The following is a 20,656-nucleotide window of genomic DNA, read 5'->3' on the forward strand; positions in this document are numbered from 1 at the left end:
TCATCGGTTTGTTCGGTAGGCGCCGTTCACTGCGTTATTTCGATCCAAGCAGCGGCGAGATTGCGTCGATCAGGAAACGCAGCGACGTGGCATCCCTCTCGCCGTCTGAGGATGCCTCGAATTCGGCAAGCTCAACGCCGATAATTTGGTCTACCGGAATTTTCTCGAATATGGTGCGCAGCGTTTCTGGCCGCAGGCCATTCGGCACGGTATATGCCGCCGGCACAAATCCGGGCTCCAGAGAATCCCAATCGACGTGAATCCACACGGGTCGATCGCCGATAATTGAGACGATCGAATCCGGGTCTGTTTTTTCAGGCGAGAGCACGCAGACACCAGCCTGTTTGAGCAGTTCTGCCTCCGCGGGGTCGATATCGCGTGCGCCCGCAATCACGATTCTGGCCGGATCGACACCCTGTCCGAGACCACTTTCCCAGAGGCCGCAGACCGCAGCGAGAACCATGCCGCCCAGATATCCGCTTCCGGTGGTCTCAGGGGTGTTGAAGTCGCCGTGAGCGTCGATCCAGAGGATCGTTGCTTCAGGATGGACACGCGCGACAACCGGCAGTGTTGCGAGGCTCGCGGAGCAGGTGTTCATGGCCATCAACGGCCTTTGGCCACGACGAAAGATGTCAGCCACTTCGCTTTGAAGTTCTGTCAGCGTGCCGGTTGCTTCGGGCAGGCTGCTGGACCAGTCATCTTGTTTGGGTGGTGAAGGTGTTCCCACGGAACGCAGTGGTAGTCCTGTCAGTTCCTGCAAGGCTCTTGCTGTCTTGGCCGCGCCTTTGATCGCGCCAGGCGTACGGTCGGCAATGCGTCCCTGGCAAAAAATGATCTCGAACGTCAAATCGATACTCCGATACTGAAACTGCGAACCCCGCCAACAGGCATGCCGCGACAATCATTATATCCTGTCGGATATATCGATCGCTGCGCCACTTGCAACCCGTCAGATCGATCAACGACCTTGGCGAGGTTGGGCGGGCTTTCTTAAGCGATCAGTGTTCGCGCTTGGTCGGGAAAAGCGCCAAGTTCAATTGTCCTGCGAGCGCCGGCCTCGCGGACGATGTCGGCGATCGGGCCGAATTGCGCCACCAGGGGATTGGTCTTGCGCCAGATCATGCCGATTGTGCGAAAGGGCCGCGGCTCAAGAAGGCGAAATACGCTGACATCGGCTGAGCGGGTTTCGGTGCGCACTGCCATCTGCGGCAGCAGCGTGACGCCGATGCCGGCGCCCACCATCTGTACCAGCGTGGTGAGCGAGCTTCCTTCCATGAGTTCGCGAGGGGGCGCGGCTGCGATGTTGCAAAAGGAGAGCGCCTGCTCGCGGAAGCAGTGCCCTTCTTCGAGAAGCAGCAGACGCATCTCGTGCAGCATCTCGGAGCTTGGAACAGGTTTGCCAGCGTCCTCCAGCGGGCGCACCAGCACGAATTCCTCGTCGAAGAGTGGAATTTCCTCAAGCGTCGGCTCTGAAACGGGCAGGGCGACGATCGCGGCATCGAGCCGTGCTTCGTGCAGGTCTTCGATCAGCCTCTGTGTCACCGCCTCGCGCGGGCGTGGATCGAGCCCGGGATAGCGATGCGTCAGCGTCTTGATGACGTCGGGCAGGAGATAGGGGGCAATTGTCGGAATGACGCCGATGCGAAGCCGGCCCGCAAGCGTCGTCTGCGTAGCGCGGGCCAGTTCCGCCAGATCGTCGACCGAGCGCAGGATGCCACGCACGCGCTCGGCAAACTCCTCACCGAGGCTCGTCAGCCTGATCTGCCTGCCGCCGCGTTCCACAAGCGGCGCCCCGATCAGTTCCTCGAGCTCACGGATTTGTACCGACAGTGCGGGCTGGGAGATTGCACAGGCTTCGGCGGCGCGGCCGAAATGCCCCAACCGTGCAAGAGCCTCGAAATAACGCAGGTGCTTCATGGATAGGCCTATCATAATCAAAACCTATCAGACCCTTTAGAATATACAATTGGAATTTATCGAGTGAGTTGCTTATTCCCTATCTCGGGACTTGAAGCCGACACGAGGTTCAACGACCCGCTCAAACACTTGGTACGCGATTTCAACCCGAGTTCGAATTTTAGGGAGAGTTAACGTGGACACGAAGACACAATCGGCCGGCAAGTGTCCGGTCATGCACGGTGGTAACACGGCACTCGGCAAATCCGTTACGCAATGGTGGCCGAACGCGCTGAACCTGGACATTCTGAGCCAGCACGACACCAAGACCAATCCACTCGGCAGGGATTTCAAATATCGCGAGGAGCTTAAGAAGCTCGACGTAGAGGCTCTCAAGGCCGATCTCAGGGCGCTGATGACCGAGAGCCAGGAATGGTGGCCGGCCGACTGGGGTAGCTATGTTGGCATGATGGCCCGCGTCACCTGGCACGCAGCCGGCTCGTATCGCGCCGCGGATGGCCGTGGCGGTGCCAACACGGGCAACCAGCGTTTTGCTCCGCTGAATTCGTGGCCGGATAACGTCAACACCGACAAGGGCCGTCGCCTGCTGTGGCCGATCAAGAAGAAGTACGGCAACCGGATTTCCTGGGCCGATCTGATCGCGCTCGCGGGCACGATCGCCTACGACGTCGCCGGCCTGAAGACCTTCGGCTTCGGCTTCGGCCGCGAAGACATCTGGCATCCGGAAAAGGATGTTTACTGGGGTGATGAGCAGGAATGGCTCGCGCCAAGCGATGGCCGCTACGGCGATGTGGCAAAGCCCGCGACGCTGTCGAACCCGCTCGCGGCTGTCCAGATGGGTCTGATCTACGTCAACCCCGAGGGCGTCAACGGCAAGTCCGATCCGCTCGCCACCGCCGCGCAAATGCGCGAAACCTTCGCCCGTATGGGCATGGACGACGAAGAGACTGTTGCGCTGACCGCCGGCGGCCACACCATCGGCAAGACCCACGGCAACGGCAACCCCGCTGATCTCAGCGCCGATCCTGAAGCGGCAGGTCCGGAAGCCCAGGGTCTCGGCTGGATGAACACCAAGGGTCGCGGCATTGGTCGCAATACAGTTGTCTCGGGCCTCGAAGGTGCCTGGACCACCGAGCCGACGAAGTGGGACAACGGCTTCTTCGAAATGCTGTTCAAGCATGAATGGCATTTGGTGAAGAGCCCGGCAGGCGCCACCCAGTGGGAGCCGATCTCGATCGCCGACGCCGACAAGCCCGTCGACGTGGAAGACCCGAGCATTCGCCTCAATCCGATGATGACGGACGCCGACATGGCGCTTCGGGTAGACCCGATCTACCGGGAGATCTCGCTGCGTTTCCGCGACGATTTCTCGGCATTCTCGGATGCCTTTGCTCGCGCCTGGTTCAAGCTGACCCACCGCGACATGGGCCCCAAGTCGCGCTACATCGGTCCGGATGTGCCGGCGGAAGACCTGCTCTGGCAGGACCCGATCCCGGCAGGCAGCACGAGCTACGACGTTTCGGCCGTCAAGGCGAAGATCGCCGCTTCCGGCCTTTCCGTCGCCGACCTCGTCAGCACGGCATGGGACAGCGCCCGCACCTTCCGTGGTTCGGACAATCGCGGCGGTGCCAACGGTGCCCGCATCCGGTTGGCGCCGCAGAAGGACTGGGCCGGCAATGAGCCTGAGCGCCTTGCTCGCGTTCTCGCGGTGCTGGAGCCGATAGCTGCGGCAAGCGGCGCTTCGGTTGCCGACGTCATCGTTCTCGCCGGTAACGTCGGCGTCGAACAGGCCGCCAAGGCTGCCGGCTTCGATATCCAGGTGCCGTTCGCAGCTGGCCGTGGCGATGCCACCGACGCGCAGACCGACGCGGACAGCTTCGCGCCGCTCGAGCCGCTCGCCGACGGTTTCCGCAACTGGCAGAAGGAGCATTACGTGGTCAGCGCCGAGGAACTGCTCCTCGACCGTGCCCAGCTGATGGGCCTGACCGCGCCTGAGATGACGGCTCTTGTTGGCGGCCTGCGCGTCGTCGGCGCCAATCACGACGGCAGCAGCCACGGCGTCTTCACGTCCAAGGTTGGTGCGCTCACCACGGACTTCTTCGTCACGCTGACCGATATGGCCTATTCATGGGTCCCGACCGGCCGGAACTCTTACGAGATTCGTGATCGCAAGACAGGCGATGTCCGGTTCACCGCGACCCGTGCCGACCTTGTCTTCGGTTCCAACTCGGTGCTGCGCGCTTATGCCGAAGTCTATGCCCAGGACGACAGCAAGGAGAAGTTCGTGAAGGACTTCGTTGCCGCCTGGACGAAGGTGATGAACGCCGACCGCTTCGACCTAAACGCCTAAAGGCGAAACGAGCTGCAGCAGCACTCGAAAAAGAACCTCCCGTGTGCCACAGCGCACGGGAGGTTCTCTGTCTTCTGGCGGGCTATCGTCGGGCCGTCTTCGCGCTGGTCATCGCCAGACTAGCTGGTCTTCTTCGGGCCACGTCCCGCACCCGCATCTGACTTCGCCGCACCTTTGTCTTCTCTCGGTGCTGTCTTATGAGTAGGATCCTTTCCGGAACGCTCGCGTGCGTGTGCTTCCGGTCCGGCAACGATCACACCATTCTGATCTTCGTCAACATGCTCCTTCGCCCGGCGATTTGTCACGTCTTTGGCCATTGGTCCAATCTCCTTTCGCTGCTCCTCGCAGGTTAATGACCGGAGACGAGACTGGTTCCCTCACTCGATCGGCTGATGAAGCAATATGGCTCGCAGCCCAACGACGCCCGTGCGCTGCTACGCCAACTGATCGAGACGCGGTTGAAACAGGGGCGGGCGCTGGAGACTAGTGGCGGGGCAGGCGACCGGATCAGGGTCCGCGTGTCAAGAGTTCCCGCTGACGGCTCCTGAATGACGCCAGCTTACTTCCTTTCCCCTCGGATATGATCCCTCTTGTCTTCCGGCACGAGATGGCGAATTGCTTCGGCCGCCCCTCGTTCGCCCAATCGTCTCGTATCTTGCAGCATCAAGCGGACCACGGTTGATGGTTTGAGCGCGCTCAAATGGGCAACATTTAGTACGAATGTGTATTGATCGGGCTCCAAGCGGATATGGATCTTGGCTGTTTTCTTTTTCAACGTGCTATCCTACAGAGGTGATGGCAAACCCTCTCGGGCTACGCCGCGATTGCGCCATAGAAGCAATTGAAGCGGTCGGTCGTTTCGAAAGGCGTTCCACGCCTTGATGCTAAGGGCCACGCGCTCCGCCTCCGCCAGCCGTACGCGACGTGACGCACGGGTCTTGATCAAGCGTTCGCGCAGATGACGTATGGGACTGTGTTCCGCCAAATTCACACCGTCGATCAGCCTTGCGAAAAATACGTCCGCGAGATCGGCATCCTTCTCCGCGAAGGTGCAATGCAGCGCGGCGGCAATGCCGTTTCCCATGATCTCGTGGATCGCCGCCACGTTTCTCAGGCTATTTCTGATCTCTGGAACCGCTTCGAGCAGCTCAAGCAATTCGCCGATAGACGGAGATGAATTCGCGGCCAGAACCACGCCCGTCCGGATCATCCAAAGCCAGCGTAGTGCTGATGCCAAAGTGATCGTATTGGTCTCGCCATGCTCGCGAAGCACGTCGTTCATCGATCTCTTGCGCCCGATGTCGAGGGAGTTGATGACGTCGGTCGGCAGGCCTTCCACAACAATGGCTGGAATAGCCTTCATCGCCTTCTTCACGGCTTCCAGACGATGCTGCCCGTCGAGCAGTCGTCCATCGCTATCTATTTTGATCGTCTGGCCATTCAGTTGCCAGCGACCAGCCTCGATATCGCGCGCATACTTGGCTATGACCGCCGACGATACCGCCCTGTTTGGTCCGCGATCCGCCAATAGCTTGTCCGCCATCTCGGGACCAATCATGAGCGCCTTGATCTTGATCCGGTGAGCGTTTAGGGGCGCAGCCTCCAGTTTCTGAGGAGCAATCGCACGGCTCAAAGGTCCCCAGTCGGAGCTGTTTACAATGCGGGGGAAGCTCTCCCGATCTGGCGAAAAGCGCAGCAGCTTGATTGTCCTGCCGGCCAGGAAGGCATTCAGGGCCTTGATTGAGACAGCAAGTATATAGGTCTGCTTCCTGGCGCCACCCTGTCCGCGCGTCGTTTGCAAGATCTCCCGCAGCTGGACGATTGGATCATCAGGGGCGTCAGTTATAGGATCTTGAATTTGTGCTAGAAATTGGTCGGCGCGAACGGAATCAACTGCACTTGTCAGGTAATGGAGCGCGATGCCGCAACCGTGAGGCATGAGTGGCATGGCGCGTAGCGCCGGCTTGACGCTGTCACGAATTTCCGGGTGTTCCTCAAGCACACTCAAAAGCGTGGTGGGGGTCGGCCCTTTGCTTGTGCCGGGTGCTCCTCCCCAGTTATACGTCCAAACAATCTTAAGGGCTGCGCCTAGTGCTCGACCGTGCTTTTCCTTGCGCATCGATAGAACATCCGCAAGCGTGCGCTTGCGGATGGAATCAATGGTCTCGAAGGCTTTGATATCGACGCCCTGTATCACCAAGGTGTCGAAGGGTGCGTTTGATCGTGCGCAGGCATTAAGTCGTGCCCGGCCGTCAAGTACCTGCCCATCGGAAGACAATACGATAGGAGAACCATTCAATATCCACCGTCCATCATGCATGTCTCGTTGAAATGCCTGCACGGAAGCATGATCAAGTTTGGCGCTGCCAATGATACGCTCAAGCATAGACTTGGCGATGTCGGGCGTAATTCGTTCGACGCGAGAGGTAATATTTGGAAAGTCGCTCATGACGCCTCCATTGTTACGTTAGCGTACCAAGAAATGGATTTTTATTAAGTCAGTTTTCTGTCGCACTTGCAAATGGCGGATGGATCAAACCCTGAACGATGATTCGATTGGTTAGGCCGTCAATTCCTCGATCTCACGTCGTGATTTTTGCATGGTCGCGACGTTGGTGCTGGCGTTTTGTGAGACGCGGCGACGGTCACGAATAATCGCAGATCCGCATTCGGCTCTTTGTTCGCCGGAATCACCGAGCAAGCAGTTTTAGCTTTGACGAGCCCCGCATGGAGGTGGCTGTTTACGCAGGAATGTGAGAGGTTGCTTGTGTACCGGAATGCAAGCCCGGTTGAACGCCATTTGTGAAACACGCGAAATGCAGCACAGGGGGGAACAATGCCAGACACAAAAATGATGTCCCAGATGGCCGACAAAGCCGGCTTTATCGCCGCGCTTGACCAGAGTGGCGGATCGACGCCAGGAGCGTTGCGTCTCTACGGCATAGCGGATGCGGACTACCATGGCGAAGAAGAGATGTTTCGCCTGGTGCACGAGATGCGTGTTCGCATCATGACCGCGCCGGCATTTTCGGGCGACAAGGTGATCGGCGCCATACTCTTTGAGCGGACGATGGACGGAGAGGCCAACGGCAAGCCGGTTCCCGCCTTTCTTTGGGAAGAGCGCGGCGTGGTGCCGTTTTTGAAGGTCGACAAGGGGCTGGCGGCCGAAGTGAATGGCGTTCAGGTCATGAAGCCAATGCCCGATCTTGACGATCTGCTCGACCGGGCGGTCAAGAAGGGCATATTCGGCACCAAAATGCGTTCAGTTATTGCCCAGGCCAACAGGGCAGGAATTGCGGCGGTGGTTCACCAGCAATTTTCCGTTGCTCAACGCATCCTTGGACATGGTCTGGTTCCGATTATCGAGCCTGAAGTGTCGATCAAGAGTACGACGAAGCGAGAGGCCGAGGTTATCCTGCGCGAAGAGATTCTTCGCGAGCTCGACGCCTTGCCGTCCGGTCAGAAGGTCATGATCAAGCTGACGCTTCCGTCCGTTGCGGACTTCTACAAGCCGCTGATCGACCATAAGTCGGTTATCCGCGTCGTCGCTCTGTCCGGTGGTTACAGCCGTGCTGACGCCTGCGAAAAGCTGAGCCGCAATCATGGTATGATCGCAAGCTTCTCCAGAGCTTTGGCGGAAGATCTTCTTGTCACGATGAGCAATGCTGAATTTGATCGAAGCCTCGAGCGCGCGATCGACCAGATCTACGCCGCGAGTGCCTTAAAAAAATAGCGAATGCCGGAGCCCGGCGGCTGCCTCTTTAAAGAGGTGGGCAATGCTAGATACCAGAGCCGTCCAGCTGCAAGCTATCCTCGCCTTCCCAGGGCGTCGGCATTGAGGTGCGGTTGAGGCTGGCCGAGGGCATCGGCATCCAGCACTTCAATTCCGGTTCGGCATATTCGATCAAACGGCCGGGCGAGGAGTCGGACGCGCGCCAACCCTCGGTCCCGAACCGGTCACCATTCGACCAGTAAGCCAAGTCAACTTCCGCCGGTCCCTGCTCGGATGGATAGATCGTGACAAGAATTCGGCTGCCGTCTCTTGGCGCGCTTGAATGTTGCGCCAACGTTGGGGTTCGTCCATCACATCGTCTCCCGGTTCCTCTCGGCAGCGATTGTCTTCCTGTCACTATGTTCGGTCAATTCAAACTTCGCACAACAGCTTACGCGGCGTTTCTGGCCGCGTAAGCTGTCTTCCGTAGCCTCCGCGCAAATCAGTTGCAGACGCGGACGGTTTCAATATGAGACCCGCCGTCGTAATTGTTCTCAACCTCGCGATCCTCGTACCAGCAACGCGGGCGCGGCGACGGCGGATCGACATAACGAGGACCGGAGTTGGCGATTGCGCCACCGATCAAACCGCCGACAACACCAGCGGCCACGCCTCCGGCAATGGCCCGGCCGGTGTTGTCGTGGTGGTGGTGATCACGTGCGATCGCCGGGCTCAGGCTCCCAGCCGATATGATCGTCGCGGCAATAATTGCGCCTAATGTCCGTTTCATCGGGGTGCTCCTTTTTAAAAAGCTATCCCCTACTCAACGCTGCGAACGCAATTTTGTTCGCAAAATTGGCCATCCGATCGCGCGTCAACCTGATCGCGGAAGGAAGTGACAGGCTCAATGACGCTCTTCCAGCGCAGGCCATAAGCCCGCCGTCGCCCGGCTGCACGCCCGGGCATAGCTGCTGGATGTCCTGCTTGCAGTTGTCAGGATTGTTTCCCAACGTTACAAACTTGGACGCCAAGAGGCGAACACGGAAGCGGTCAGCACCTTCCGGATTTCCGATACATTGGCGCTCGAGGGACGAGTATCATGCGTGTCGAGGCTGACAGCCCGCGACGTTTGCGCGTCATGCGTGAAGCTGCGGAAGGTCCGGCATTCTTCTTGCGTTCGACGTGGCTGCCGAAACGCTCCGGCGAGCAACCTTGATACCGGCTGCGGGAATTCCGGGAATGATGTCGAATGGAACGTGCGCGCGCTCGAGGCATTGGATCTCGGCTCCGGTGCGTCCACAGCTCATCGGATCGCCCATTTTCAATCTGACCACGCGCTTTCCGTTCCTGGCCAGCCGGATCATTAGGTCGTCGGCGTCCGTCCTTTTGCCGTCGGCGCGACTTGCCACCGGCATGCGTTGTGCCTCGCGTCGGGCGAGCTCCAGAATATCAGGCGAGACAAGATCGTCGAAAAGAATGATGTCTGCGGTCTGCAGCGCGCGAACGGCTTTCAACGTCAGCAGTTCGGCGTCGCCAGGCCCTGCACCAACCAGCGTGACACGCCCATTTGTTAACGTCAGGCTGGATGGCTTTGCGAGTTCGTCTGCGTCTTGAAGCAAGAGTTCACCAAGTTCTCGCGCCGGCTTGTCCGAACTTGCGAAAACGCGGTCAACAAACCGCTCCCAGAACAGCCGTCGCAGTGATGCGGTCTGCAAGCGCTGATTGACGGATGCGCGCAGTGATTGGGCAAGTTCCGCCCAGGCTTTCAACGTCCTGGGAAGCAGCGTCTCGATCCTCTGTCGGATCGCCTGGGCGAGCACCGGGGCTGCGCCATCCGTCGAGATCGCTATCACCACCGGCGACCGGTTGACGATGGAGCCGAACTGAAATTGGCAGAGCATCGGCTTGTCGATAAGGTTGACCGGAACGCCGGCGCCGCGGGCGGCGTCAAAGAAGCGTTGCGCTTCCTCCATTGGCTCGCAGTCGCCGATCGCGACGGCAGCCCCACTCATGATCGTGGCGTCCCATCCCCGTGGGAGGTGGGTGAGGGTGCCTTGCGGATGGGCGGCACCGCGCGCGAGGAGAGCCTCAAACGTTTCGGATAGTGTCTGCGCATAGATTTGAACCTGTGCACCGCAGGCAGCCAGCAATTCGGCCTTCCAGGCCGCGGCATCGGAACCGCCGGCGACAACAACGCGCTTTCCCTCAAGTGCCCAAAAGACGGGAAGCTTCGCAAGCGCTTCCAGGCGCGCTGAGCCATCATTCCGCCGCGGCTGCAAGACATCCATCGATAATCCCCTTGATCTCTGCGCGGCAGGAGCCGCAATTGGTTCCCGCGTTGGTCTGCTTTCCAACGGCCTCGACACTGCTGCAGCCGCCGCGGATGGCGGCAGCGATTTGATTGACCCCGACACTGAAGCAGGAGCAGACGGTAGCGCCCGGGTCCGGCTTATCTGCACCCGGCCGACCTGCGACGAGCGCGAAACGTCTGCGCAGATCGTCGTGCGTCGCGCCAAGCTGCGAGATTGCCCAGTTGCGGGCGACCGGCACCGGCTGCCGGGCGATGAACAGAGCGGCGATCAAGCGATTGCCGTTAAAGAATGCCAGCCGCATGTCGCCGGATTGACGATCAGCATAACCCAATGGCTCAATGTGATCCGGGATGGCGAATGTCTGCCGGCACCAGCGATGCCAATCTTCTTGCTGCGCATCGAATGCAAGTTCCGTCCGCCAGCCGCCATCGGCTTTCGCCAATGCCCAATAGGCCGAGCTCAAGGCCGTTGGCTTGGCGACCGATATGGCGAAGCCGTAAAATCCAGGCTTGAGCGGACGCACGGAAACGGCAACATTCTTGGAGGCAGGCTGGCCCGAGACTGGATCCGTAACCGGCGCAACGACGGCATCGATACGGGATTTCGCAGCGAATTGATCATTCCAGTGCATGGGAACGAAGACGCTGCCACGGGCCTGTCGCTCGGTGATGAGCGCGCGGGCGATGGATTTTCCGTGTGGGCTCTCGATTTCAACCAGCGCGGCATTGCCAACGCCGATTTCCAATGCATCCCGCGGATGGAGTTCGGCGAAAGGCTCGGCAATATGTGAGGAAAGCCGGGCGCTTTTGCCCGTCCGGGTCATCGTATGCCATTGGTCGCGGATCCGGCCGGTATTGAGCGTGAAGGGATGGTCGGCATTGGTGCGATCACAGACTGTAGGCTGGATTGCGATAAAGCGCGCTCTTCCGTCCGCGTGATAAAAGCCACCATCGGCGAAGAAACGGTTGTCGGATCTTGCGCGACCCGCTGCCTGCGGCCACTGGAAAGGCGCCAGCGCTTCATATGCGGCGTTGTCCACGCCGATATGGGCGCCTATGTCGAAATCGCGGCTGCCACCGTTTTCGAAGGCCGAAAGAGCTGCGTGCTCCCGGAAGATCTGCGAGGGGGAGCCGTAGGGGAAGGCTTCCGCAAAGCCCATGCGCCGCGCAACTTCGGCTAGCTGCCACCAGTCGGCGCGGGCTTGACCCGGCGCCTCAAGGAAATCGCGCTGGCGCGAGATGCGGCGCTCCGAGTTGGTGACCGTGCCGTTCTTTTCGCCCCAGCCGAGCGAGGGCAACAAGACATCGGCATGGCGGGTGGTGTCGGTGTCGCGCAGGACATCGGAGACGACCACGAAGGGGCAGGCCTTGATCGCGGCTTCGACTGCATCGGCGTCGGGCATGGAGACGACAGGGTTGGTCGCCATGATCCAGAGCGCCTTGATCCGACCATCGGCGACAGCCTTGAACATGTCGACCGCTTTCAAGCCGGGCTTTTCCGCGATGGCAGGTGACTGCCAGAAGCGCTGGACGCGATCGCGGTCATTGGCGTTTTCGATCGCCATATGGGCGGCAAGCATGTTGGCGAGGCCGCCGACCTCGCGGCCGCCCATGGCGTTCGGCTGGCCGGTGAGCGAGAAGGGGCCCATGCCAGGCCGGCCAATGCGGCCGGTGGCAAGGTGGCAGTTGATGATCGAATTGACCTTGTCGGTGCCGGATGAGGATTGGTTGACGCCTTGGCTGTAGCAGGTGACGACTTTTTCGGTCGCCGTAAACAGGCGATAGAATTCGCGCAGCTGCATGGTCGGCAGGCCGGTCTGCTCCAGGATGTCGTTTGAGGAGAGCAGCGCGGCCGTGGCGAAAGCCTCGTTGAAGCCGCTGGTATACTCCGCCACGTAATTCTGATCGATCGCACCGGCCGAAATGAGATGCGCGAAGAGGCCCATGAACAGCGCGACGTCGCTGTCGGGACGAATGGGCAGATGCAGGTCGGCGATATCGGATGTCATCGTTCGGCGGGGGTCGATGACCACGACCTTCATGCCTGGGCGCGCGGCCTTGGCAGCGGCAAGACGCTGATAGATCACCGGATGGCACCAGGCGAGGTTGGAGCCGGTAAGGATGACGAGGTCGGCCAGTTCGAGATCTTCATAGACGCCGGGAACCGTGTCGGCACCGAATGCGCGCCGATGGCCGGCGACCGAGGACGACATGCAGAGCCGGGAATTGGTGTCGATATTGCCCGAGCCAATGAAGCCCTTCATCAGCTTGTTGGCGACGTAATAATCCTCGGTGAGCAGCTGGCCGGAGACGTAGAAGGCCACGGAGTCCGGGCCGTGTTCGGCGATCGTTTTCGAGAAGCGGTCGGCGACGAGATCAAGGACGGTGTCCCAATGCGTTTGCTGGCCGCCGATTTCGGGATAAAGGAGGCGTCCGTCGAGATCGATCGTTTCGGCGAGCGCGGAGCCCTTGGAGCACAGGCGGCCGAAGTTTGCCGGATGGTCTGGATCGCCTTTGACGGAGACGGCGCCATCATCGGTGACCGTTGCGATCACACCGCAACCGACGCCGCAATAGGGACAGGTGGTCTTGGTTTCAGTGGGCATGGGGATGCCCTCTCAGGGTGTCGAGAGCGTGGTCACCCCCCTCTGTCCTGCCGGACTGCCGGGGTCGAGCCACGGGTCGCGACCCGCGCTTCGCGCCCCCCACAGGTGGGGAGATTGGCTGGGCGCAACCGCTAGCTTCAACGCCTATTGCATGGCAAAGGGCCAACAACGAGTCGATCTCCCCCCTTGTGGGGGAGATGTCCGGCAGGACAGAGGGGGGTAATCTCTCCACCATCGCTCAACTACTCCGCCGCCATCATCAAGCTCTCGAACGCGATAAACAGCGCCCCATCCTCGTTCCTCACGGGAATGGTCCTGACCTCGCCCTCATCCGCCCCCAGTGCCTTGCCGGTCTCAAGCGAGATCACCCAATTATGCAGCGGGCAGGTGACCGCCTTCGCATGCACGATCCCTTGCGACAGCGGCCCGCCCTTGTGCGGGCAGTGGTCTTCGATCGCGAAGACTTCGTTCTCCGCCGTGCGGAAAACGGCGATCTTGCCCTGCGGGGTCTTCACGCAGCGGGCGCCGCGCAGCGGGATGTCGGAGATGTCGCCGATCGAGATCCAATTCATATCCATCTCCTCACTCCGCTGCCTGGGGAAAGCCGATCGTCGCCATCGGCTTGAATTCGTGCTTGTCCTTGCCGGAGACGCGCTCCGACCAGGGGTCGACCTGAGCGAATGTCTGCGAGAAGACGAAGCGATCGTAATAGGCCTTGCGCTTGTCGGCATCGCCGATGATCTGGCGGCGGATTTCCTCCAGACCGACGCGCTTTGCCCATTTGTAGATGCGCTCGAGATAGCGGGCCTGCTCGCGGTACATCTGCGTCAGCGCCGCGATATGCTCCAGCGCCTCGTCTTCGGTTTTGACGAGGCCGAGAACCTCGGTGCCCTTGATGTCGAGACCGGCAGCCCCCGCGAAGTGGATCTCGAAGCCACTATCCACGCAGATGACGCCGATGTCCTTGCAGGTCGCTTCCGCGCAGTTGCGCGGGCAGCCGGAGACGGCGAGCTTCAGCTTGGCCGGTGTCCACGAGCCCCACATGAACTTCTCGATGCGGATGCCGAGGCCGGTGGAATCCTGGGTGCCGAAGCGGCACCAGTCGGAACCGACGCAGGTCTTCACCGTTCGCAGTCCCTTGGCGTAGGCCTGTCCGGAGACGAAGCCGGCCTTGCCGAGATCGGCCCAGACGGCCGGCAGGTCTTCTTTCTCGATCCCCAGCAGGTCGATACGCTGACCGCCGGTGACCTTCACCATCGGGATTTCGAATTTGTCGACGACATCGGCGATGGCGCGCAATTCATTAGAGTTCGTCACGCCGCCCCACATGCGCGGCACGACGGAATAGGTGCCGTCTTTCTGGATGTTGGCGTGGACGCGCTCGTTGATGTAACGCGACTGGTAGTCATCGGCGTATTCGTCCGGCCAATCGCAGACGAGGTAGTAATTAAGCGCCGGGCGACACTTGGCGCAGCCGCAGGAGGTCTTCCATTCGAGCTCCTGCATGACGGCGGGGATCGTCTTCAGGCCCTTGGCCTTGATCAGGCGGCGCACGTCGTCATGGCCGAGTTCGGTGCAGGTGCACATCGGCGTCACGGCGGCGGGGTTGTAGCTGTCGCCGAGCGTCAACGACATCAACTGCTCGACCAGGCCGGTGCAGGAGCCACAAGAGGCGGAAGCCTTGGTGTGGGCGCGGACGTCGTCAAGCGACGTCAGTCCCTTGGCCGATATCGTCGAGGTGATCTTGCCCTTGCATACGCCGTTGCAGCCGCAGATTTCCGCATCATCCGGCAAGGCTGCAACGGCCGCCATAGGGTCCAGCGGCGACCCTCCCTGGTACGCCTGGCCGAAGATCAGCGTATCGCGCATCTCGGTGATGTCGGTCTGCTTCTTCTTCAGATCGTTGAACCATGCGCCATCGGCCGTCTCTCCGTAGAGCACGGTGCCGATGATGCGGTTGTCCTTCAGCACCAGGCGCTTGTAGACGCCGGCGGTGGCGTCGCGCAGCACGATCTCCTCGCGGTCATCGCCATCGGCGAAGTCACCCAGCGAGTAGAGATCGATGCCGGTGACTTTCAGCTTGGTCGGCGTGTCGGAGTGAACGAAGGCGGGCGAAGTGTCGCCCGCAAGGTGCGAGGCGGCGATGCGGGCCATTTCGTAGAGCGGTGCGACGAGACCATAGACCATGCCGCCGACCTCGGCGCATTCGCCGAGTGAGAGGATATCGCCATCCGAGGTGCGCATGCCGTCGTCGACGACGATGCCGCGATTGACCGCAAGGCCGGCTTCCTTCGCGAGGCCGACATTCGGCCGGATGCCGACGGCCATGACGACGAGGCTTGCCGGAATGATGCGACCGTCGTCGAGCTCGATGCCCTCGACCTTGCCATTGCCGACGATCGCCTTGGTGTTGGCCTTGGTGATGACCTTGATGCCGCGTTCCTCGACAGCCTTTTGCAGCAGATAGCCGGCGGCGGGGTCGAGCTGGCGCTCCATCAGCGTTGGCATCACATGCAGCACGGTCACATCCATGCCGCGCTGCGCGAGACCGGCCGCAGCCTCAAGACCAAGCAGACCGCCACCGATGACGATCGCCTTCTCGCGTGATTGCGCCGCCAGCAGCATGGCCTGCACGTCGTCGAGATCGCGATAGGTTATGACCCCTGGCAGGTCCTTGCCGGGAACGGGGATGATGAAGGGTACGGAGCCGGTGGCGATCACCAGCTTGTCGTAGATCTCCGTCACGCCTTGGTCTGACGTCACCGTCTTGGCATCGCGGTCGATGGCGACGATCTTGTGGCCCTTGTAGAGCGTGATCCCATGATCGATGTACCAGCCGTCGCCATGGATGACGATCTGCTCGTAGCTCTTCTCACCGGATAGAATCGGCGACAGCATGATGCGGTCGTAATTGACGCGCGGCTCTGCGTTGAAGATCGTGACCTGATATTGGCCCGGCGCCTTCTCGAACAGGTGCTCGAGCATGCGCCCGGGCGCCATGCCGTTGCCGATGATCACGAGTTTTTCGATGCGGGTGTCTGACATGGGGTTACTCCGCGGCTTCGACGAAGCGGTGGCGTTCGTAGAGGAACTTCAGCACGGCTTCGCGGCATTTGAGGTAGGTTCGGTCGGAGGCAAGCTCGATGCGGTTGCGCGGGCGGGCGATCGGCACGTCGAGCACTTCGCCGATCTTTGCCGCCGGACCGTTGGTCATCATCACGATGCGGTCGGAGAGCAGCACGGCCTCGTCAACGTCGTGGGTGATCATCACCATCGTGTTGCCAAGGCGGGCGTGGATTTCCATGACCGCATCCTGCAGATGGGCGCGGGTCAGCGCGTCGAGCGCGCCGAAAGGTTCGTCGAGCAGCAGGATCTTCGGCTCCATGGAGAGCGCCCGAGCGATGCCGACGCGTTGCTTCATGCCGCCGGATATCTCGGAAGGTCGCTTGTCCGTGGCGTGCGCCATCTGCACGAGATCGAGGTTCGCCATCACCCAGTCGTGGCGCTCGGCCTTGCTCTTCGAATTGCTGAACACCTTGGAGACCGCGAGGTTGACGTTTTCGTAGACGGTGAGCCAGGGAAGCAGGCTGTGGTTCTGGAAGACGACGGCGCGTTCGGGACCGGGGGCGTTGACCTCGCGGTTTTCCAGCAGCACGGCGCCGGAGGAGACCGGCGTCAGGCCGGCGATGAGGTTGAGCAGGGTGGACTTGCCGCAGCCGGAGTGGCCGATGATCGAGACGAACTCACCCTTGGAGATCGTCAGGTTGATGCCCTTCAGCACCTCGGCGCGCACGCCGGCCCGGTCGAAATGCTTGTCGATATGGTCGAGCTTGAGATAGGCGGTCATGGTCGTTCCCTTCAATTGGCCGAAGCGCCGCGGGTGATCAGCTTGCCGACCGCCGCCACCAGCTTGTCGAGCGCGAAGCCGACGACGCCGATGTAGGCAAGCGCGACGATGATGTCGGGCAGGCGGGACGAGTTCCACGCATCCCAGATGAAGAAGCCGATGCCGACGCCACCGGTGAGCATTTCAGCGGCGACGATCGCCAGCCAGGACAGGCCAACACCGATACGAAGGCCGGTGAAGATGTATGGGGCGGCCGAAGGCAGCATGATCTTGAAGAAGAACTCGATCTGGTTCAGGCGCAGCACTTGGGCGACGTTGCGGTAATCCTGCGGGATGTTTCGCACGCCGACGGCGGTGTTGATGATGACCGGCCAGATCGAGGTGATGAAGATCACGAAGATCGCCGAGGGGTTGGCGTTCTGGAAGGCGGCGAGCGAAAGCGGCAGCCAGGCAAGCGGCGGCACTGTGCGCAGCACCTGGAAGATCGGGTCGAGGCCGCGCATCGCCCAGACCGACTGGCCGATGACGGCGCCGACGATGACGCCGACGACGGCGGCCAGGCCAAAGCCGTAGGCCACGCGCTGCAGCGAGATCAGCACGCGCCAGCCGAGCCCGATATCCTGCGAGCCGTAGTTGAAGAAGGGATAGGCGATGAGGTCGAAGCTTTCCTGCCAGACCTGATGCGGGGAGGGCAGCGAGGCGGTCGGCGACGAACAGAGCACCTGCCAGACACCAAGCAGGATGGCGAGCACGACGAGCGGCGGCAGCACGTTGCGGGCAAGCGTGGCCGCTATCTTCGCGACGTTGATCTTGGCGACCGGGCGCCTTGCGAGCGGCAGGATGGTGGCGGTGTTTGTTGCGGTTGCCGATGTCGCGATCGTTTGTTTCTTGGCCAAAGCGGGCATTCTACGCTCCTCTTGCGGGATGGAAGAGCCGGCGCGGTCCACGCCGGCGGCACGGATCAGGACGCGACTTTGATCGTCAGGCTGTCGAGATAGGCGGAAGGGTTTTCGGGGTCGAAGACCTTGCCGTCGAAGAAGGTTTCCTTGCCGCGCGAGGACGATGCCGGGATATCTGCGGCGGCGACGCCGAGGTCCTTGGCGGCGGCGCGCCAGATGTCCTCGCGGTTGACCTCGTCGACCAGCTTCTTGATGTCGGTATCCGGCGCGAACTTGCCCCAGCGGATATTCTCGGCGAGGAACCAGCTATCGTGGCTCTTGAAGGGATAGGAGACGCCACCGGCCCAGAACTTCATGTAGAGGTCGGTACCCTGGGCAACCCGGCCATTCCCGTAGTTGATGTCGCCCTTGAGGCGGCCGAGCACGTCCTTCGGAGGCACGTTGAACCATTGGCGCTTGCCGAGCAGCGCCGACATCTCTTCCTTGTTGTCCATGCTGTCGCACCATTGCTGGGCTTCCATCACGGCCATCAGCAGCGCCTTGGCGGCGTTCGGGTTGCTCTCGACCCAATCCGAACGCATGCCGAGCGCCTTCTCGGGATGGCCCTTCCAGAGTTCGCCAGTCGTTGCCGCCGTAAAGCCGATGCCCTGGTTGACCAGCTGCTCGTTCCAGGGTTCGCCGACACAGAAGACGTCCATGTTGCCGACCTTCATGTTCGCCACCATCTGCGGCGGCGGGACGACGATAGTCGACACATCCTTGTCCGGATCGATGCCGCCGGCGGCGAGCCAGTAGCGGATCCAGAGGTCGTGCGTGCCGCCGGGGAAGGTCATGGCGGCCTTGATCTCCTTGCCCTCGGCCTTCTTCTTCTCGAAGGCCGCCTTCAGCTTGGACGCATCGAGCTGCACGCCGGTATCGGCATATTCCTTTGCGACAGAGATGCCCTGGCTGTCGTAGTTGAGCCTGGCGAGAATGGTCATCGGGATCGGCAGATTGTTCTGCGTCACCTTGCCGGTGTGCATGAGGTAGGGGAGCGGCGAGAGGATGTGGGCGCCGTCAATGCCGTTGGCAGCACCGCCGAGAATGAGATTGTCGCGCGTGGCGCCCCAGGACGCCTGCTTGGCGACCTCGACATCGGGCATGCCATGCTTGGCAAACAGGCCCTTCTCCTGCGCGACGATGAGCGGCGCGGCATCGGTGAGCGCGATGAAGCCGAGCTTGGCGCCCGTCACTTCGGGGCCCGCACCGGCGGCGAAGGCGCCTGACGGGAAGGCGCTGCGCACCGCCGTGATCAGGGCTGCGGTTGCTGTCGTCTTCAACATGCTGCGACGCGTGATGCCGGTCGTGATTATCTTGCTCATTGCGCAGGTTCCCTCTGCTTGGTGCTGGCCGGAATTTTGGGAATAAAAAAACGCCGCTCGGCAGATGCGTCATCGGGAGGGAGGGTCCCGGACTGCAAAGGCCTTGCGACGTCGATGTCTTTTGCGAGCGCTTATCGCGCGCTCATCTCGCACCGATCGCCGTTGACCGGTGCGGATTAAGCTCTGCAAGGCGCATGCCAGTTTGAGATTAATTTACTAATGCGCTGAAAAGACAAGCAAACCGGCGACGTTTTGTCGCCTGCCTATTTTGTGCCCTTGGATGCGTTGCGGCTAGTTTTTAAGCTCCTGCCATTTCGGCGGCATTTCTCGATGCCGGGAATTTGTGCAAGGCAGCAAGTTTTTGCAGGCGATCAGGCGCCGGCTTCGTCGACCGCGCCCAGTCGCTCGCTACGTACGGCAAAGCCCGATACGTAGGCTGCGAAGTTTGTGGGATCGAAGATGTGCCCATCCATGAACCGATCGCCATCCTTGTCGCCCTCGACGCGAATGTCGGCGTCGGGTGGAGTGCTGTCGGCGCCGAGTGCCGCGCGGTAGAGGTCGGGTCTGTAGGCCGCAGCTGCGGCCCTGGCGTGGTTCAACGACATGTCCGCCTGTCCCCAGCGTACCATCTGGCTGTAGATCCAGAGCGCCTGACTGGGGCGCGGATAATTGGCGAAGCGCGAATGAAACAGGAAGTAGTCTTCGATCACGCGCCGGTTGCCATTGGCGTCGAGGCTGAATTCACCGGCAAGCACGTGGCGAATGATATGAACAGGGGCCGCTATGTACCGCTGGTCTGCGAGCGCTTCCGCCAGCGCATCGTGATTTTCGACACGATCACACCAGCGCGCCGCGGCATCAAGCGCCACAATGAGCCGGGACACCGTTTCCGGGTGGCTCTCGGCCCAGTCAGGCCGCATGCCGATCACCTTTTCCGGGGCGGATGGCCAGATATCCTGCTTGGCGGCAACGATGCGACCAACCCCGCGTTCGGACGCGATCATGTTCCAGGGCGCGCCGACGCAGAAGCCGTCGATGGCGCCGGCCGCCAGCGCGTCGGATGTCAGTGGGGGCGGTACGACGACCAGTTTGACATCGCTATCGGGATTGATGCCGCCGGCGGCCAACCAATAGCGGAACTCGTAATTGTGCGATGAGAATGGGTAGGTCATGGCAAGCGTCGGCAAAGCTTCGCCGCGCTCCTTCATATCCGCCACCACCATTGCCAGCGCGCGCGCGCTTTCGAGTGCGCTGGGCGTCTCCGGAAGTTGCGCCGTGTTGCGCATTCTCTCAAACAGCGGAGACGACAGCGTGATTGCGTTACCGCCGCGGCCGAGGGAAAATGGGGTAATCGTTGGCGAGGGGTTCGAGCCGAGGCCGAGCATCGAGGCCACGGGCATCGGCGAGAGCATATGGGCGATATCGAACTGCCGGAAGGCGAGGCGATCACGAACATTCGCCCACGACACATCCTTGACAAGGTCGAGCACAAGGCCCTGCTTTTCGGCAAAGCCGAATTCCGCAGCCGCGATGAGCACCGACGCATCGACGAGTGGAATGAACCCGGCACGCAGGGTCGTCGGTCCTTCCGTCGCTATGCTGGCCGGAGCCGCCAATCCGCTCGCAGAGCTCTGGGTCGTCATCTTGTTCACT

16 protein-coding genes and 1 pseudogene are annotated in these 20,656 nt (G+C 61.1%); 2 read left to right on the forward strand and 15 right to left on the reverse strand.

Annotation, left to right across the window (positions count from 1 at the left end):
- Nucleotides 1–34: 34 nt before the first annotated feature.
- Both ACCD05_RS11760 and ACCD05_RS11765 read right to left on the reverse strand, forming a co-directional pair.
- On the reverse strand, nucleotides 35–847 hold the full coding sequence (locus ACCD05_RS11760) for an arginase family protein (protein WP_413392754.1): 813 nt from the start codon (nucleotides 845–847) through the stop codon (nucleotides 35–37).
- A 143-nt stretch (nucleotides 848–990) separates the two neighbouring features.
- The gene (locus ACCD05_RS11765) at nucleotides 991–1,932 is read right to left on the reverse strand and encodes a hydrogen peroxide-inducible genes activator (protein WP_413392756.1); all 942 of its coding nucleotides are present in this window, start codon (nucleotides 1,930–1,932) and stop codon (nucleotides 991–993) included.
- Nucleotides 1,933–2,092: 160 nt separating this feature from the next.
- Between ACCD05_RS11765 and katG the strand changes: the two genes are divergently transcribed.
- On the forward strand, nucleotides 2,093–4,267 hold the full coding sequence (gene katG, locus ACCD05_RS11770) for a catalase/peroxidase HPI (protein ID WP_112949343.1): 2,175 nt from the start codon (nucleotides 2,093–2,095) through the stop codon (nucleotides 4,265–4,267).
- A 119-nt stretch (nucleotides 4,268–4,386) separates the two neighbouring features.
- Here the strand turns inward: katG and ACCD05_RS11775 are convergent, their stop codons facing one another.
- From ACCD05_RS11775 to ACCD05_RS11785, 3 genes are all read right to left on the reverse strand, one after another.
- Nucleotides 4,387–4,584 (reverse strand): hypothetical protein, encoded by a 198-nt coding sequence (locus tag ACCD05_RS11775; RefSeq protein ID WP_413392759.1) that lies wholly within the window; start codon nucleotides 4,582–4,584, stop codon nucleotides 4,387–4,389.
- A 242-nt stretch (nucleotides 4,585–4,826) separates the two neighbouring features.
- Nucleotides 4,827–5,042, reverse strand: a complete 216-nt coding sequence (locus tag ACCD05_RS11780; RefSeq protein WP_413392761.1) for a hypothetical protein — start codon at nucleotides 5,040–5,042, stop codon at nucleotides 4,827–4,829.
- 9 nt (nucleotides 5,043–5,051) lie between these two features.
- Nucleotides 5,052–6,716 (reverse strand): hypothetical protein, encoded by a 1,665-nt coding sequence (locus ACCD05_RS11785; protein WP_413392763.1) that lies wholly within the window; start codon nucleotides 6,714–6,716, stop codon nucleotides 5,052–5,054.
- 387 nt (nucleotides 6,717–7,103) lie between these two features.
- Between ACCD05_RS11785 and ACCD05_RS11790 the strand changes: the two genes are divergently transcribed.
- Nucleotides 7,104–8,000, forward strand: coding sequence for a fructose bisphosphate aldolase (locus ACCD05_RS11790; protein ID WP_413392765.1), 897 nt, complete (start codon nucleotides 7,104–7,106; stop codon nucleotides 7,998–8,000).
- A 46-nt stretch (nucleotides 8,001–8,046) separates the two neighbouring features.
- Here the strand turns inward: ACCD05_RS11790 and ACCD05_RS11795 are convergent.
- The 10 genes and pseudogenes from ACCD05_RS11795 to ACCD05_RS11840 all read right to left on the reverse strand — a co-directional run bounded on the left by ACCD05_RS11795 (nucleotide 8,047) and on the right by ACCD05_RS11840 (nucleotide 20,646).
- Nucleotides 8,047–8,351, reverse strand: a pseudogene (locus tag ACCD05_RS11795) (hypothetical protein).
- 130 nt (nucleotides 8,352–8,481) lie between these two features.
- On the reverse strand, nucleotides 8,482–8,769 hold the full coding sequence (locus ACCD05_RS11800; protein WP_413392767.1) for a hypothetical protein: 288 nt from the start codon (nucleotides 8,767–8,769) through the stop codon (nucleotides 8,482–8,484).
- Between the two features lie 346 nt (nucleotides 8,770–9,115).
- Entirely contained in the window at nucleotides 9,116–10,267 is a 1,152-nt protein-coding gene (locus ACCD05_RS11805) for an SAM-dependent methyltransferase (protein ID WP_413392769.1), read from the reverse strand.
- The gene (locus tag ACCD05_RS11810; protein ID WP_413392771.1) at nucleotides 10,239–12,896 is read right to left on the reverse strand and encodes a molybdopterin-dependent oxidoreductase; all 2,658 of its coding nucleotides are present in this window, start codon (nucleotides 12,894–12,896) and stop codon (nucleotides 10,239–10,241) included. The genes ACCD05_RS11805 and ACCD05_RS11810 overlap by 29 nt, the downstream gene beginning before the upstream one ends.
- A gap of 242 nt (nucleotides 12,897–13,138) precedes the next feature.
- Entirely contained in the window at nucleotides 13,139–13,474 is a 336-nt protein-coding gene (gene nirD, locus ACCD05_RS11815) for a nitrite reductase small subunit NirD (protein WP_112949352.1), read from the reverse strand.
- 4 nt (nucleotides 13,475–13,478) lie between these two features.
- Nucleotides 13,479–15,941, reverse strand: coding sequence for a nitrite reductase large subunit NirB (gene nirB / locus ACCD05_RS11820; protein ID WP_413392773.1), 2,463 nt, complete (start codon nucleotides 15,939–15,941; stop codon nucleotides 13,479–13,481).
- Between the two features lie 4 nt (nucleotides 15,942–15,945).
- Entirely contained in the window at nucleotides 15,946–16,743 is a 798-nt protein-coding gene (locus tag ACCD05_RS11825) for an ABC transporter ATP-binding protein (protein WP_413392775.1), read from the reverse strand.
- 11 nt (nucleotides 16,744–16,754) lie between these two features.
- Nucleotides 16,755–17,648: a nitrate ABC transporter permease gene (gene ntrB / locus ACCD05_RS11830; protein ID WP_112437281.1), complete on the reverse strand. Its 894-nt coding sequence runs from the start codon at nucleotides 17,646–17,648 to the stop codon at nucleotides 16,755–16,757.
- Nucleotides 17,649–17,704: 56 nt separating this feature from the next.
- Nucleotides 17,705–19,003 (reverse strand): CmpA/NrtA family ABC transporter substrate-binding protein, encoded by a 1,299-nt coding sequence (locus ACCD05_RS11835; protein ID WP_413392777.1) that lies wholly within the window; start codon nucleotides 19,001–19,003, stop codon nucleotides 17,705–17,707.
- A 371-nt stretch (nucleotides 19,004–19,374) separates the two neighbouring features.
- On the reverse strand, nucleotides 19,375–20,646 hold the full coding sequence (locus ACCD05_RS11840; RefSeq protein WP_413392804.1) for a CmpA/NrtA family ABC transporter substrate-binding protein: 1,272 nt from the start codon (nucleotides 20,644–20,646) through the stop codon (nucleotides 19,375–19,377).
- Nucleotides 20,647–20,656: the final 10 nt, after the last annotated feature.

The organism is Rhizobium sp. Rhizsp42 (assembly GCF_047304155.1).
In the GTDB taxonomy this organism is placed as follows: domain Bacteria; phylum Pseudomonadota; class Alphaproteobacteria; order Rhizobiales; family Rhizobiaceae; genus Rhizobium.